The organism is Aurantimonas sp. HBX-1, assembly GCF_021391535.1.
GTDB lineage: Bacteria > Pseudomonadota > Alphaproteobacteria > Rhizobiales > Rhizobiaceae > Aurantimonas.
The window spans coordinates 4049716-4063921 of the sequence record NZ_CP090066.1 but is presented as its reverse complement, the minus strand read 5'-3'; the positions used below and the strand labels follow the sequence as shown (position 1 = coordinate 4063921).

At 69.8% G+C, this 14206-nt stretch carries 15 protein-coding genes and 1 tRNA gene; 7 read left to right on the top strand and 9 right to left on the bottom strand.

Annotation, left to right across the window (positions count from 1 at the left end):
• Positions 1 to 26 precede the first annotated feature (26 nt).
• The gene (locus tag LXB15_RS19210) at positions 27 to 497 is read right to left on the bottom strand and encodes a cupin domain-containing protein (protein ID WP_233949963.1); all 471 of its coding nucleotides are present in this window, start codon (positions 495 to 497) and stop codon (positions 27 to 29) included.
• A 238-nt stretch (positions 498 to 735) separates the two neighbouring features.
• Here LXB15_RS19210 and LXB15_RS19205 point away from each other — a divergent pair, with 238 nt between their 5' ends.
• A complete protein-coding gene (locus LXB15_RS19205; protein ID WP_233949962.1) occupies positions 736 to 2307 on the top strand; it encodes a Re/Si-specific NAD(P)(+) transhydrogenase subunit alpha in 1572 nt (523 codons plus the stop codon).
• 16 nt (positions 2308 to 2323) lie between these two features.
• Positions 2324 to 3766: an NAD(P)(+) transhydrogenase (Re/Si-specific) subunit beta gene (locus LXB15_RS19200; RefSeq protein WP_233949961.1), complete on the top strand. Its 1443-nt coding sequence runs from the start codon at positions 2324 to 2326 to the stop codon at positions 3764 to 3766.
• 55 nt (positions 3767 to 3821) lie between these two features.
• Here LXB15_RS19200 and LXB15_RS19195 read toward each other — a convergent pair whose 3' ends face one another.
• Genes LXB15_RS19195 through queG form a run of 4 tightly spaced genes read right to left on the bottom strand, consistent with a single transcriptional unit; the run spans position 3822 to position 6942 of the window.
• Positions 3822 to 4298: an HXXEE domain-containing protein gene (locus LXB15_RS19195; RefSeq protein ID WP_233949960.1), complete on the bottom strand. Its 477-nt coding sequence runs from the start codon at positions 4296 to 4298 to the stop codon at positions 3822 to 3824.
• A gap of 58 nt (positions 4299 to 4356) precedes the next feature.
• Positions 4357 to 5301 carry an NAD-dependent epimerase/dehydratase family protein gene (locus LXB15_RS19190; RefSeq protein WP_233949959.1) on the bottom strand — a complete coding sequence of 315 codons (945 nt, stop codon included), beginning with the start codon at positions 5299 to 5301 and terminating at the stop codon, positions 4357 to 4359.
• On the bottom strand, positions 5298 to 5696 hold the full coding sequence (locus LXB15_RS19185) for a hypothetical protein (protein ID WP_233949958.1): 399 nt from the start codon (positions 5694 to 5696) through the stop codon (positions 5298 to 5300). The genes LXB15_RS19190 and LXB15_RS19185 overlap by 4 nt, the downstream gene beginning before the upstream one ends.
• Positions 5674 to 6942 (bottom strand): tRNA epoxyqueuosine(34) reductase QueG, encoded by a 1269-nt coding sequence (gene queG / locus LXB15_RS19180; RefSeq protein ID WP_370640136.1) that lies wholly within the window; start codon positions 6940 to 6942, stop codon positions 5674 to 5676. Before queG ends, LXB15_RS19185 begins: the two co-directional genes overlap by 23 nt.
• Between queG and LXB15_RS19175 the strand changes: the two genes are divergently transcribed.
• Together LXB15_RS19175 and LXB15_RS19170 are read left to right on the top strand one after the other, a co-directional pair.
• Positions 6922 to 7560 carry a hypothetical protein gene (locus LXB15_RS19175; protein ID WP_233949957.1) on the top strand — a complete coding sequence of 213 codons (639 nt, stop codon included), beginning with the start codon at positions 6922 to 6924 and terminating at the stop codon, positions 7558 to 7560. The genes queG and LXB15_RS19175 overlap by 21 nt on opposite strands.
• Positions 7561 to 7594: 34 nt before the next feature.
• Complete coding sequence (locus LXB15_RS19170) at positions 7595 to 7897, top strand: SdrD B-like domain-containing protein (protein ID WP_233949956.1); 303 nt, start codon at positions 7595 to 7597, stop codon at positions 7895 to 7897.
• Positions 7898 to 7971: 74 nt separating this feature from the next.
• On the opposite strand, the gene LXB15_RS19165 is transcribed toward LXB15_RS19170, so the two are convergent.
• The gene (locus tag LXB15_RS19165) at positions 7972 to 8664 is read right to left on the bottom strand and encodes a glutathione S-transferase family protein (protein ID WP_233949955.1); all 693 of its coding nucleotides are present in this window, start codon (positions 8662 to 8664) and stop codon (positions 7972 to 7974) included.
• 317 nt (positions 8665 to 8981) lie between these two features.
• Between LXB15_RS19165 and LXB15_RS19160 the strand changes: the two genes are divergently transcribed.
• Positions 8982 to 9857, top strand: a complete 876-nt coding sequence (locus tag LXB15_RS19160) for an undecaprenyl-diphosphate phosphatase (protein ID WP_233949954.1) — start codon at positions 8982 to 8984, stop codon at positions 9855 to 9857.
• Between the two features lie 12 nt (positions 9858 to 9869).
• Here the strand turns inward: LXB15_RS19160 and LXB15_RS19155 are convergent, their stop codons facing one another.
• Positions 9870 to 10622, bottom strand: coding sequence for a sulfite exporter TauE/SafE family protein (locus LXB15_RS19155; RefSeq protein WP_233949953.1), 753 nt, complete (start codon positions 10620 to 10622; stop codon positions 9870 to 9872).
• 15 nt (positions 10623 to 10637) lie between these two features.
• On the bottom strand, positions 10638 to 11645 hold the full coding sequence (locus LXB15_RS19150; protein WP_233949952.1) for a complex I NDUFA9 subunit family protein: 1008 nt from the start codon (positions 11643 to 11645) through the stop codon (positions 10638 to 10640).
• Positions 11646 to 11892: 247 nt separating this feature from the next.
• On the opposite strand from LXB15_RS19150, the gene LXB15_RS19145 reads away from it, so the two are divergent.
• Positions 11893 to 11977: transfer RNA gene (locus LXB15_RS19145), tRNA-Leu, on the top strand.
• Between the two features lie 168 nt (positions 11978 to 12145).
• On the opposite strand, the gene LXB15_RS19140 is transcribed toward LXB15_RS19145, so the two are convergent.
• On the bottom strand, positions 12146 to 13543 hold the full coding sequence (locus LXB15_RS19140; protein WP_233949951.1) for an L-serine ammonia-lyase: 1398 nt from the start codon (positions 13541 to 13543) through the stop codon (positions 12146 to 12148).
• A 283-nt stretch (positions 13544 to 13826) separates the two neighbouring features.
• Between LXB15_RS19140 and LXB15_RS19135 the strand changes: the two genes are divergently transcribed.
• Positions 13827 to 14147, top strand: coding sequence for a multidrug efflux SMR transporter (locus tag LXB15_RS19135; protein ID WP_233949950.1), 321 nt, complete (start codon positions 13827 to 13829; stop codon positions 14145 to 14147).
• The last annotated feature ends 59 nt before the right edge of the window (positions 14148 to 14206 follow it).

Genomic DNA, 14206 nt, shown 5'->3' with positions numbered 1-14206 from the left:
GGATGCGCCGCTTCCGGGGATCCGGGCTACTGCGCCGCCGGGGCGGCCGCGGCACCGGCCGCGGGCGCGGCGGCGGCAGGCGATGCCGGCTCCTCCAGGATCACCGTCTTCTCGCCCTTCTCGATCTGGTCGATGACCAGCAGCCGCACCGGCTCGCTGCCGAGGGCCTCGCCATAATGCCACTGGCCGATCGCCTCGATGATGAAGTCGCCGGTCTTGTAGGTCGTCGCCTCGTTCATCTCGGTGTTGGTGACGCGCAGTTCGCCGCTCATCACGTAGGCGTAGCGGGTCGAGGGATGCTCGTGCGACGGCAGCCTGGCGCCGGCGGCGATCTCGTAGGTCGAGACGATCACCTCGACATTGTCCTGCGGCAGGACGATGGGCTGGCCGGTCGCGGTGACGCCGGTGGTCAGCAGCTTCTCGACCGTCACCTGCGCGGCGGCGGGAAAGGCCGCGGCGGAGAGGACGGCGGCGAGCATCAGGCGGCGGATGAACATGACGGTTCTCGCTGGTTGCGGCGTCGGGAAACGCTCCGGGTATCGACGGTCCGGGACCGTAGCGCTCATGGCCCCCGCGCGACAGCGCGTTGTTGCGGGCTTGCGATTTTGCCTCCCATCAGCCAGTGAAAATACTGGCTTTCGGAGAGGCCGGGGTAGGACGTCCGATTTCCCATGATCATCGGCTGGCGGTCGGGGCTTCCCGGCGGCGCAGCCAGACGCGCGAGGAGAAACGCGAATGAAGATCGGAACACCGCGCGAGAGCCATCCGGGCGAGCGCCGCGTCGCCCTGACGCCCGACAGCGCCGCCCGGTTGCAGAAGCTCGGCTACCAGTGCCTCGTCGAGGCTGGCGCCGGCGAGGCGGCGAACTTCGCCGATGCCGACTACCGCGCCGCCGGCGTCGAGATCGTCCCCGACGCGGACAGCCTCTGGCAGGCTTCGGACATCGTCCTCAAGGTGCGCCCGCCGCAGGATGGCGAGATCGCCCGGCTGCATGCCGGCAAGACGCTGATCGGGTTCGTCAACGCGGCCAGCGACGCCGAACTCTTGCAGCGCCTCGCGGCGACCGGCGGTTCGGTCATCGCCATGGACGCGGTGCCGCGCATCAGCCGCGCTCAGAAGATGGACGCGCTGTCGTCTATGGCCAACATCGCCGGCTACCGCGCCGTGATGGAGGCCGGCAATCATTTCGGCCGCTTCTTCACCGGCCAGATCACTGCGGCGGGCAAGGTGCCGCCGGCCAAGGTGCTGGTGGTCGGCGCCGGCGTCGCCGGCCTCGCCGCCATCGGCACCGCCACCTCGCTCGGCGCCATCACCTACGCCTTCGACGTGCGGCCGGAAGTCGCCGAGCAGATCGAGTCGATGGGCGCGCAGTTCGTCTATCTCGATTTCGAGGAGGCCCAGGACGGCGCTGCCACCGGCGGCTACGCCGCGCCGTCGAGCCCGGAATTCCGCGAGAAGCAGCTGGCCCGCTTCCGCGAACTGGCGCCGGAGATGGACATCGTCATCACCACGGCGCTGATCCCCGGCCGGCCGGCCCCCAAGCTTTGGACCGCCGACATGGTCGCGGCGATGAAGCCGGGCTCGGTGGTCGTCGACCTCGCCGCCGAGCGCGGCGGCAACTGCGACCTCACCGTCGCCGACGAGGTCGTCACCAGCCCGAACGGCGTGACCATCGTCGGCTATACCGACTATCCGAGCCGCATGGCCGCGCAGGCCTCGACCCTCTACGCCACTAATCTGCGCCACATGCTGGACGATCTGACGCCGGCCAAGGACGGCGTCGCCGTCATCAACATGGACGACGACGTCATCCGCGGCGCCACCGTGGTCAAGGACGGCGCCGTCACCTGGCCGCCGCCGCCGCCGAAGATCAAGGCGATCGCCGCCGGCAAGCCGAAGGAGAAGGTCAAGGAGCTCACCCCTGCCGAAAAGCGGGCCGGCGAGGCCGCCGCCTTCAAGGCGCAGACCCGCAGCCAGCTCGGCCTGCTGGTCATCGGCGGGCTGCTGATGGCCCTTGTCGGCGCCTTCGCGCCGGCCGAGTTCATGAGCCACCTGATCGTCTTCGTACTCGCCTGCTTCATCGGCTTCTCGGTGATCTGGAACGTCAGCCACTCGCTGCACACGCCGCTGATGGCGGTGACCAACGCCATTTCCGGCATCGTCATCCTCGGCGCGCTGCTGCAGATCGGGTCTAGCAGCTGGCTGGTCGTCACCCTGGCCGCCCTCTCGGTGCTGATCGCCACGATCAACATCGTCGGCGGCTTCCTCGTCACGCGGCGCATGCTCGCCATGTTCCAGAAGTCCTGAGGGCAGGGGAAAAATCATGACGATCGGAATCGTTTCCGCCGCCTACATCGCCGCGGCCGTCCTCTTCATCCTCTCGCTCGGCGGGCTCTCCGGCCAGGAAAGCGCCAAGCGCGCCGTCTGGTACGGCATCGTCGGCATGGCGCTGGCCGTCATCGCCACGGTGTTCGGCCCGGGCATCGGCCACGGCCTGATCATCCTGGTGATGATCGCCGCCGGCTCGGTGATGGGCTACGTCGTCGCCTCCCGCGTCCAGATGACGGAGATGCCGCAGCTGGTCGCGGCGCTGCATTCCTTCGTCGGCCTCGCCGCCGTGTTCATCGGCTACAACGCCGAGATCGAGCTCGGCCGCGTGGCGGCGATGGACCCGGTCATGCGCGAGGCGCTCACCGGCTTCGCCGGCGTCCTGGCGCACAAGCTCGCCGATCCGACCGGCGCGCTCATCGCCATCCTCAAGGTCGAGGTCTTCCTCGGCGTGTTCATCGGCGCGGTGACCTTCACCGGCTCGGTTGTCGCCTTCGGGAAGCTCGCCGGCAAGGTCGACGGCAAGGCCAAGAAGCTGCCGGGCGGCCACATGCTGAACGCCGGCGCGGCCATCGCCTCGCTGCTCCTTTTGATCCTCTATTTCAACGGCGCCGGCATCTGGACCCTCGTCCTGATGACGCTGCTCGCCTTCTTCATCGGCTACCATCTGATCATGGGCATCGGCGGCGCCGACATGCCGGTGGTCGTGTCGATGCTGAACAGCTATTCCGGCTGGGCCGCGGCGGCGATCGGCTTCACGCTCGGCAACGACCTCCTGATCGTCACCGGCGCGCTGGTCGGCTCCTCGGGCGCGATCCTCTCCTACATCATGTGCAAGGCGATGAACCGCTCCTTCATCTCGGTCATCCTCGGCGGCTTCGGCGCGACGACGGGGCCGGCGATGGAGATCGAGGGCGAGCAGATCGCCATCGACGCCGAGGGTGTCGCGGCGGCGCTGTCGGAGGCCGACAGCGTCATCATCGTGCCGGGCTACGGCATGGCGGTGGCGCAGGCCCAGCAGGCAGTGTCGGAACTCACCCGCAAGCTGCGCGCCGATGGCAAGACCGTCCGCTTCGCCATCCACCCGGTGGCGGGGCGCCTGCCCGGCCACATGAACGTGCTGCTCGCCGAGGCCAAGGTGCCCTACGACATCGTCATGGAGATGGACGAGATCAACGAGGACTTCCCCTCGACCGACGTCGCCATCGTCATCGGCTCCAACGACATCGTCAATCCGGCCGCCCAGGAAGACCCGAACTCGCCGATCGCCGGCATGCCGGTGCTGGAAGTCTGGAAGGCCAAGCAGGTGTTCGTGTCGAAGCGCGGCCAAGGCACCGGCTATTCCGGCATCGAGAACCCGCTGTTCTACAAGGACAACACGCGGATGTTCTACGGCGACGCCAAGACCTCGCTGGAAGCGCTGCTCAAGCTCCTCTGAGCGGCGGCGGGAAGACCTAAGATCAGACACGCGCGGCGACGAGCCGCGCGCGTCGTCAGGTCCGGTCTTGGCGGAAATACGGCCGGTTCCTGACATTGAGCAGGACGATCGGCAGGGCCATCAGGCCCGCGCCGATCAAAAGGGACACGACCACGCTTCCCACCGAGAGCGCCTCTTCGCGGCCCGCCGCAGCGTAGCAGGCCAGCGCGATCGGCAGCATGAGGGCGACCGCGCTGGCGACCCCCGGCGAGAACCGGCCGCCTGTCCGGATCACCGGGACGATGTGGAAGACGATGGCGTTGATGATCATCAGGGCCGGAAAGCCCAGCGCGATCGCAGGGGCGGCGACCGCGAGATTGGCGCAAACGATGCCGATCACGACGACCAGCGCGTTGACCACATAGAAGTCGCTCCACTCGACCGGAAGGCCGATCACCGCACGCGCCCAGTCCCGCCAGTTGAGCACGAACTCCTCGAGGATGTGGACGCCGTAGCCCGCGGTCGCCAGCCAGAGCCAATGCGAAAGGTCCATGACGCTGTCCGTCCTCCGGGTATGACGGACGGCAGGCTCATCTCCGGCTGCGGAACTGTCAACCGGCTTGGTCGGGTGCCGCCGTCTTCGCCCGCTCCGCGTCCGCCGTCAGGCCGGCCAGCCCTTCGCGATAGGTCGGATAGCGGAAGGTGTAGCCGGCCGCTTTCAGCTTTGCGTTGGAGACGCGCTTGTTCTCGCCGTAGAAGCTGCGCGCCATCGGCGACAGCACCGCCGTGTCGAACGGGGTCTCCGGCGGCGGCGCGATGCCGGCCAGTTCGGCGGCATGCGCGATGACGTCCTGCGGCGGGGCGGGTTCGTCGTCGGTGACGTTGAAGATGCCGCCCAGCCGGCGTTCGGCGAGCAGCTGCAGCGCGCCGGCGATGTCGTCGACATGGATGCGGTTGAACACCTGGCCGGGCTTGACCAGCCGCCGCGCCGTGCCGCTGGCGAGATTGACGAAGCCGTTGCGCCCCGGCCCGTAGATCCCCGACAGGCGCAGGATGGCGAGCGGCACGCCGCGGGTCGCCGCCGCCTTCTGCCAGGCCGCCTCGGCCGCGACGCGCTCGCGGGAACGGGCCGAGACCGGCCGCACCTCCGCCGTCTCGTCGACCCAGCCGCCGTCATGGTCGCCATAGACGCCGACCGTCGAGAGGTAGCCGATCCATTCGAGGTTGGGGCTGCCATGGGCGATCTCGTTCTCGTACCAGCGCAGCACCGGGTCGCCCGGCCGCGCGTTGGCGCCGCCGACATGGGCGCCGGCCGGCGCCGCGTGGCCGGGCGGCACCGAGATCAGGAGATGCGTCGCGCGATAGAGCGCCGAGGCGATGCCGTCGGTCGGATGCTCGCCGTCGAAGACGAAGGGTTTCAGGCCGTGCGCGGCGAGCTGGGAGGCCTTGTCGCGGGTGCGCACGGTGACGCCCTCGACGCTCTTCGGATCGAGCGTCGCGACATAGTGGCCGGCCGAATAGCCGTGCCCGAAGACGAAGTACCGCGGGCCGGTCAATGGCCGAACGGTCCGGCGCGCCAGCCCGGCCGCACCACTTCCCCGACCTCGAGCCGGCCGATCCGCAGCCGCCCGATCTCGGCCTCGCCGACCCGGGCCCGGCCGACCGACAGCCGGCCGATGGCGAAGGCCCCGACCGCCAGCGCTCCGATGGCGACCGCGCCGAGCGCCAGCGCCCCGATCGCCCCCGCGCCCATCGCCCCGGCCCCGACCGCGCCGCTGCCGAGCGCCGCGCGGCGGCGCATCGCCCTCGGCATGTTGTCGCCCGCCCAGCGCAGCGAGCGGCGGGCCCTTTCGAGTGCCGCCCCGCCGGCCTCGCCGGCGGCTTCGGCGACGCTCTCCGCCGCGTCCTCGACCGCCGCGACGGCCGCCTCAGTCTTCCTGCCCCAGCGCATGCCACTCACTCCTGACCAGTGGGTCCTCCTCCCTATCAAGCGCGGCCGGGCGCCGGCGCAAGGCGTCACCCGGAGAAAGCCGGTCGAGCGCCCAGACCGCCATGGCCCGGACCAGCGGCGCCGGATCGGCCAGCAGGCGCTCGACCGCCGGCAGCAGGCCGGCCAGTCCCGAATTGCCGGCCGCGACCAGGCAGTTGGAGACGAACTTCGCGCGGCCGATCCGCTTGATCGGCGAGCCGGAGAACAGCGTCCGGAAGGACGCATCGTCGAGGCCGAGCAGGTGCTCCAGCGACGGCGCCCGCAGGTCGTCGCGGGCGATCAGCCTCGCTTCCTTCGCGCTGCTGGCGAACTTGTTCCAAGGACAGACGGCGAGGCAGTCGTCGCAGCCATAGATGCGGTTCCCCATCGCCCGCCGGAATTCGCGCGGCACCGGCTTCTTCGTCTCGATGGTGAGGTAGGAGATGCAGCGCCGCGCATCGAGCCGGTACGGCGCCGGGAAGGCATTGGTGGGGCAGACGTCCTGGCAGGCGCGGCAGGTACCGCAGAGGTCGCGCCCCGGCGCGTCGGCCGGCAGCTCGAGCGTGGTGAAGATCGAACCAAGGAAAAGCCAGGAGCCGTGCTCGCGGGAGACGAGGTTGGTGTGCTTGCCCTGCCAGCCGAGCCCGGCCATCTCGCCCATCGGCTTTTCCATGACCGGGGCGGTATCGACGAACACCTTGACCTCGTGCTCGCCGGCGCCGGCCTGGCGGGCCTGCGCCAGCAGCCGTCCGGCGAGTTCCTTCAGCCGTCCCTTGATCAGCTCGTGATAGTCGCGGTGGCGGGCATAGACCGAGATCGCGCCGCGATCGGGGCGCGAAAGGATCGCCAGCGGGTCCTCGTCGGGCCCGTAGTTCATGCCGAGGACGATGACCGAGCGCACCTGCGGCCAGAGTGCCCGTGCCGAGCGGCGGCGGCCGGCGGTTTCCGGCAGCCAGTCCATCGTGCCGTGGTGCCCTGCTTCGACGAAGGCATCGAGGCGGTCGCCGGTCAGCGTGCCCTCGGCTGTTGCCGGCGCGATGCCGACGGCGTCGAAGCCGAGCCGCTGCGCGTCGTCGACGACGAACTGCCGCAGGCGCTGGGCCGAGGCGGCGGGCAAGCGAGCTGACGCTGCGTCCGGATGCGGCGGATCACCGAGTGTGGGTTGAGCTCCCTGACTATGCCCATAGTCACGATTTCTCGAACCGGATTGAAGTTCATCGCCGGTCATGTAAATCTCGTCGATGACTGGTGGAGTAGTCCGATGGAAACCGCTATTGTCAACTGGATAACCTTGGGCCTGCTGTTCCTTCTGCCCATGGTTCCGGCTTTCTTCCTCTATCGTTTTCTTCCGGCGGCCGGCCAAGTTGGCGGCACGCTCTACGGCGTACCCATCAAGCTGACCGGCTCGATCGCCGGTTATGTCGTGGTCCTGCTCATCGGCATCAATTACGTGAGCATCGACGACGTCGCCGGAACCGATCGCTATCGATTGTACACGATCGAGGGATCGGTGAAATTGGAAGGCATGTCGGAAGAGCCCGACTACCGGCAACTGACGATCAGCTACGCGCCGCGTTCCTACGAGATCGGCCGGCCCTATGGCGAGGGCCAGCTGGACTGGAAGGTGGTGACGCTGCGTCCCGCCGATCCCGATGCCGAAGGGTATCAGCCGCTGGCCGACATCCTCATCGGCTACCCGGATTTCGTCACCCAGAAACTGTCCCTTTCGAAGGCCGTTCCGAACGGGTCGCCCGGCTCGCTGGTGTTCGAGCCCGTCGTCCTGACGAAGAAGCGGCCTCTGTCTCCGATCGGAGCGAGCGATGCGACCGTCGTCCTGCTCGAATAGACCCCGGCTTCCGTCGCTGCTGGCGGCGGTGATCATGGCGGCATGGCTGCCGCTCGGATCGCCCCCGGCGGCAGCCGGCGACCTCTATGGCGACGTGCTGGCCGCGCCGCAGGACGATGAGCCGCGACCGCTGCCCAACCAGCCGGTCGAGCTCTGCGACAAGGCCGGAGGCGGTTGCGAAAGCCAGGTCACCGACGGGCAGGGCTACTACCAGTTCGACGACCTGGAAAGCGGCACCTACACGCTCAAGACGCCGGGCAGCGACGGCCGGCTGCTGGAGCAGGACGTGACGGTCGACGAAGGACGTTCGCAGGAGTTGCGGATCCTCGCCCGATAGGCGCCGGGCGCGGTGCCGGCGCGCCGGGAACGCGAGGCGCGTGCCCCGCGGGTCGGCTGGTGCCTGGCGCCGCCTCAAAAATCCAGCTGGGTGTAGTGGTGCACCGGCGGCAGGCCGCGGATGCGCTCGGTCAGCAGCGGCCGGAAGGAGGGGCGCGACTTCAGCCGCATGTACCAGTCCTTGGCGGCCGGCTCCTCGTCCCAGGCGACCTCGCCGAGATAGTCGAGGATCGACATGGCGGCGGCTGCCGCGATGTCGGCATAGGAAAGGCGGGGACCGGCCAGCCAGTCGCGGCTTTCCGCCAGCCAGCCGAGATAGCGCAGATGATGCTTGAGATTGGCCCTGGCGGCGCGGATCGCCGAGGCGTCGGGCGGCCCGCCCCCGGCCTCCGGCCGCATCTCCAGCTTGAATACCCGCTCGCGCACCAGATAGCGCGTCACCTCGCCGTCGAGCTTGACCAGGAACCATTCCGTCAGCCGCCGCGATTCCGCGCGCTCGATCGGCTTTTCCGGCATCAGCCGCTTGTCGCGCTGGAACACGCCGCGGGTCTCGTCGAGATATTCGCCGACGACGCTGGCCCCGACGATCGCCGGGCCCTCGTCCTCGATCATCACCGGCAGCGTCGCCGCCGGATTGAGGGCGAGGAAGTCGCGCCGCTTCTCCCACGGCCGTTCCTCGACGAGTTCCACCCGCTCGCCGTATTCCCCGAGGACGAGCCGCGCGAAGCGCGAGGCGGCGGACATCGGGTGGTGGTAGAGCTTGAGCATGAAGGCGGGCGGGCTCTCGGCCGGGCGCGCGTCCGGACCGGCGCGTGCGTGAATGCAAGGAATGGCGGCAGGCTGAGGCCGCTCCCCGAGGATCGTCGCAGCAATGCGTCAACTAAGTCTGAACGCCCGTTCGGCTGCGATGCCCGCGACATAGCAGTGTCACGGCCCCATGCAAAGCCGTTGCAATCGCAGCGAAAGACGGCCAAAGCGGCGCCGGGCGCGGCTGCCGCGCCGCATGCCGGGCACGACGCCCCGGCGACAGGCTCGGCCCAGCCATCGGCGCTAGACCGGCGTGACCCTGCCAGCACGGGACCAGAATGGACATCAAAGCGATCCTTGACGCCGTCATCCTCGGTGTCACCGAGGGCCTGACCGAGTTCATCCCGGTTTCCTCGACCGGCCATATCCTGCTGCTCGGCCACTTCCTCGGCTTCCATTCGACGGCCCGCAGCTTCGAGGTGCTGATCCAGCTCGGCGCGATCCTCGCCATCCTGTCGGTGTATTTCGCCCGTCTGTGGCAGCTGTTCCTCAGCCTGCCCTCCAGCGCCCGGAGCCGGCGCTTCGTGGCGGGGATCGCCCTCGCCTTCCTGCCGGCGGCGTTTCTCGGCGCGCTCGGCCACGACTTCATCAAGACGGTGCTGTTCGAGTCGCCGATGGTGATCTGCGTGGCGCTGATCGTCGGCGGCATCCTGCTGCTGGTCATCGACCGCACGCCGCGCAAGGTGCGCTACGACGACGTCATGGACTATCCGCTGTCGCTCTGCCTGAAGATCGGGCTGTTCCAGTGCCTGGCGCTGATTCCCGGCACGTCGCGTTCGGGCGCCACCATCGCCGGGTCGCTGCTGATGGGGACCGACAAGCGCTCGGCGGCGGAGTTCTCGTTCTTCCTCGCCATGCCGACCATGCTCGGCGCCTTCACCTACGACCTCGCCAAGAACCACCAGCTGCTGTCGGTGGACGATCTCTGGCTGGTGGCCATCGGCTTCGTGGCGGCCTTCCTGGCGGCCCTGTTCGTGGTGCGCCGGCTGCTCGACTTCGTCTCGCGGCACGGCTTCGCGCCCTTCGCCTGGTGGCGTATCGGCGTCGGTCTCGTCGGCATGGTGCTGCTCTTGACCCTGTCGCCGGCCACCGACGGCGTCGCCGGCGACCGCGGCGACCGGGTCACCGACCACGGCATGCCCGACGGGCAGTAGAAGCGGCGCGGCTCAGACGAGGCCGAAAACGCCGCGGCGGATCAGGTCGAGCGCGAGCACCGCCAGGATCACCCGCAGCCCCACCCGGAAATAGCGATCGTCGAGCCGCCGCAGGGCCGCCGTGCCGGCCAGCGTGCCGAGAAAGCCGGTGGCGATCATCGCCGCCAGCAGCGCCGCGTAGGGCCACAGCACGACCCCTATGGCGAAGAAGGCGATCGCCTTCAGCGCGTGCTGGATCGCGGTCACCGCCGCCAGCGTCGCCACCACCGTCTGCCGCTCCCGGAAGGTCTGCGCGAACACCGCCGCCATGATCGGCGCCGTGGCGCCGAAGAACATCGACAGGAAGGTCGTCACCGCCCCGGTCAGCGCGAAGCCGCCGAAGCCGAGCGCCCCCAGCCGCGGGATCGGCACGAAGGTGACGGTGAGGATGAACAGGCCGATCGCGATCTGCAGCGCCGATTCCGGCAGCGCCACGACGAAGCGGGCGCCGATCAGCGCCCCGATCGCCCCGCCGAGCAGGAAGGGCGGCAGCGCCCGCCAGGCGACGCCGCGGCGCTGGACGATGACGCGGCCGCCATTCGACGCCAGCTGGACGATACCGTGCAGCGGGATCAGCACCGCCACCGGCAGGAAGGCGGTCATCACGGCGAGCAGCGACAGGCCGCCGCCGAGGCCGAAGGCGGCGGTCAGCGCCGAGGTGCAGAAGCTGGTGACGACGAGGATCGCGGCGCCGGCGGCGCCGAGCTCCGGCGGCAGCAACGGCATCGGTCCGGCCGGGCCTCAGCCGCGCTCGTCGGAATCGTCGCGGCCGAGACCGCCGGCCTGGGGCTGCGGCTGGGTGAACTGTCCCTGCGGGCGGAACCGCACGAGATAGGTCGGCAGCACCGCCTCGAGCGTGTGGCCGCGAATCCCGAAGGCCGCCAGCGTGCGGCCCTCCGCCTCGGCGGCGTCGGAGACGACGTTGTCGTGGCGCAGCTGGCGCACCTGGTCGGGCGTCAGCGGCGCGCCCGGCAGGTAGCGCATGACATTGGCCATCGTGCCGGCGGCGCCGAACGGGATGGTCAGGAAGCGGCGCCTGCGGCCGATGATCCGCAGCATCTCCTCCATCATCTCCCGGAAGGTAAGTACTTCCGGCCCGCCCAGCTCGTAGGCGCGGCCGCCCGGCACCAGCCCGTCCACCGTCGCCGCGATCGCCTCCGCGACGTCGCCGACGAAGACCGGCTGGAAGCGCGTGTGGCCGCCGCCGATCAGCGGCAGGAACGGTGAGAACCGCGCCATGTCGGCGAAGCGGTTGAAGAACTGGTCCTCGGCCCCGAACACGATGGACGGCCGGATCACCGTGGCGCCGGGGATCGTCTCGAGCACCGCCTGTTCGCCCAGCGCCTTGGTGCGGGCATAGGCGGTGTCGCCCTGCGGATCCGCGCCGATCGCCGAGATCTGCGTCATGCCGGCGCCGACGCCGCGCGCTGCCTCGGCGACCCGCCGCGCCCCCTCGGCCTGCAGCACGTCGAAGCGCTGCTTGCCGCTCTCGGCGAGGATGCCGACGAGATTGACCACATGGTCGGCGCCCTCGACCGCCCGCTCGATCGACCACGGATAGCGCAGATTCGCCTGGATCGGCATGATCTGGCCGAGATTGCCGTTCGGCTGCAGGTGATAGGCGAGATCCGGCCGGCGGCAGGCGACGCGGATGCGGTGGCCGCGCTTGGCGAGCGAGCGCACCACGTAGCGGCCGATGAAGCCCGACCCGCCGAACACCGCCACCGTCTTGTTCGTATCGACAGCCATCGCGCACCCGCTCCTTCGATCACCCGGCCTGCCGCGTGGCGGCAACCCTTTGGCGCGGTCATAGCCGGTTCGCCGGAGGAGGTGAAGGCGAAACGCTGCGCGGCTCGTTGCGGCATTCCGGCCCGCCGGCGCCAGCCCGCCCCGGGCCGTGCCCATGCCGGCGGCCGGCGTCGCGGCGCCGCTGTTTCGCCGATCCGCAGAAACCGCGTTGACAGGGACCGGCCCAGCTTCTAATGGTCCGCGCCGTGCCCAGGTGGCGGAATTGGTAGACGCGCACGGTTCAGGTCCGTGTGCCGCGAGGCGTGAAGGTTCGAGTCCTTTCCTGGGCACCAATCCTCTCTCAGACGCTGAGATGCAGGAGTTTCCGCAAGATCAAAAGAGGTTCGCGACTGCCCGACTGTATCGGGGTCGCCGCGGCTCTTGCGACGTTCCAGCGCATCCAACATCCAGAAACTGGTTCCAGGGTTTTGCCCCGAACGCGGGTCCGGAATCATGCACCATCAGCATTCCGGCAGGTTGACCGCGAGGCCGCCGAGGCTCGTTTCCTTGTAGCGGGTGTGCATGTCGAGGCCGGTCTGGCGCATCGTCTCGATGCAGTTGTCGAGCGGGATGACGTGGTTGCCATCGCCGCGCAGCGCCAGCGAGGCCGCGGCGACGGCCTTGATGGCGCCGAGGCCGTTGCGCTCGATGCAGGGCACCTGGACGAGGCCGCGCACCGGATCGCAGGTCATGCCGAGATGATGCTCCAGCGCGATCTCGGCGGCGTTCTCGACCTGGGCGTTGCTGCCGCCGAGCGCCGCGCAGAGCCCTGCCGCCGCCATGGCGGCGGCGGAGCCCACTTCCCCCTGGCATCCGACCTCGGCGCCGGAGATCGAGGCATTGGTCTTGATGATGCCGCCGACCGCGGCGGCGGTGAGCAGCAGGTCGCGGATCCCCTCGTGGTGGGCGCCGACGCAGTGATCGCGATAGTAGCGGATCACCGCCGGCAGCACGCCCGCGGCGCCATTGGTCGGCGCGGTGACGATCCGCCCGCCGGCGGCGTTCTCCTCGTTGACCGCCATGGCGTAGATCGACAGCCAGTCGTTGACCGCGTGCGGCTGGGTGGAATTGCTGCCCCGCTCGGCGATCAGGGCGCGGTGGATGGCCGGCGCGCGCCGCCTGACGTTCAGCCCGCCGGGCAGCGTGCCCTCGGTGCGCAGGCCGCGGTCGATGCAATCGTCCATGACAGCCCAGATCCGGTCGAGCCCGGCGTCGAGCCCCTCGCCGATGCCGCCCGCCGCCTCGTTCGCGCGCTTCATCTCGGCGATCCGCAGGCCCGACAGCCTTCCCATGCGCAGCATCTCGGCGGCGCTGGCGAAGGGAAACGGCCGGTCCGCCGCCGCGTCGTCGCCGCGCATTCCGGCCGTCGCGAGCTCGCGCTCGGTCAGCACGAAGCCACCCCCGACCGAATAATAGGTTTCCGCCCGATGCAGCCCGCCGGCGGCGTCGAAGGCGCGCAGCACCAGCCCGTTGGCATGGCCGGGCAGGGGAGGACCGTAGTCGAAGACGACGCCGTCGAGGCCGTCGAAGCCGACTGGCCCGAGGCCCGGCACGACGATCTGCCCGGTGGCGGCGAGGTCGGCCTCCCGCTCGGCGGCGCGTTCCGGCTCGAAATCCTCCGGGCGGAAGCCGAGCAGCCCGAGCACCACGGCGCGGTCGGTGCCGTGCCCCTTGCCGGTGAAGGCGAGGCTGCCGTGCAGCGTCGCCTCGATCCGCGCCGCGGGCCCCGAACCCGCGACGGGGCCATCGCCCTGCCGCAAGGCCTCGAGGAAGCGGCCGGCGGCCAGCATCGGGCCCATCGTGTGCGAGCTCGACGGGCCGATGCCGATCTTGAAGATGTCGAATACGCTCAGGAACATCGGGCCTCCGGCACCGCCGGCGCGGCGGTGTCCCTTCGAGAAGTCCTAGCATCGTTTCGCCAGGTTCCGCCCGGGTCAATCCGCATCGAGCCGCATGCGCGGCGGTCGCCGGCCCGCGCGGTCCGTCGCCAGCCCGCCGCCCGATGGCCGGACGCGCCGGCCGGCGCCGGATGGCCTTGCAAACCGGCGCCCGACCACGCATTTCACGGTCGCGCAGGACGACCTGGCGCAGCGACCGAAACAAGCGTCCGGGACGACCCGGCCCTGATGCAAGGGTTGGACCATGGCCTGGATCTTTCTCGTCGCCGCCGGAGTGCTGGAAGTCGTCTGGGCGTATTTCATGAAGCGCTCCGAGGGGTTCACCCTGTTCTGGCCGACCGTGGTCACGCTGCTGGTGATGGCGGCCAGCTTCGGGCTGCTGTCGGTCTCGATGAAGACGCTGCCGCTCGGCACCGCCTACACGATCTGGACGGGCATCGGCGCCGTCGGCGCCTTCCTGGTCGGGATCGTCGTGCTCGGCGAATCCGTCACGCCGATGCGCCTTGCCGCCGGTGCGTTGATCGTTCTCGGCCTGGTGATGATGAAGCTCTCCAGCCCGCATTAGCCGCGCCGAAGCCGCTCCGCTGCACGACGTCGGTGGCGAAGCGTGCGCCGCCGGCGCGG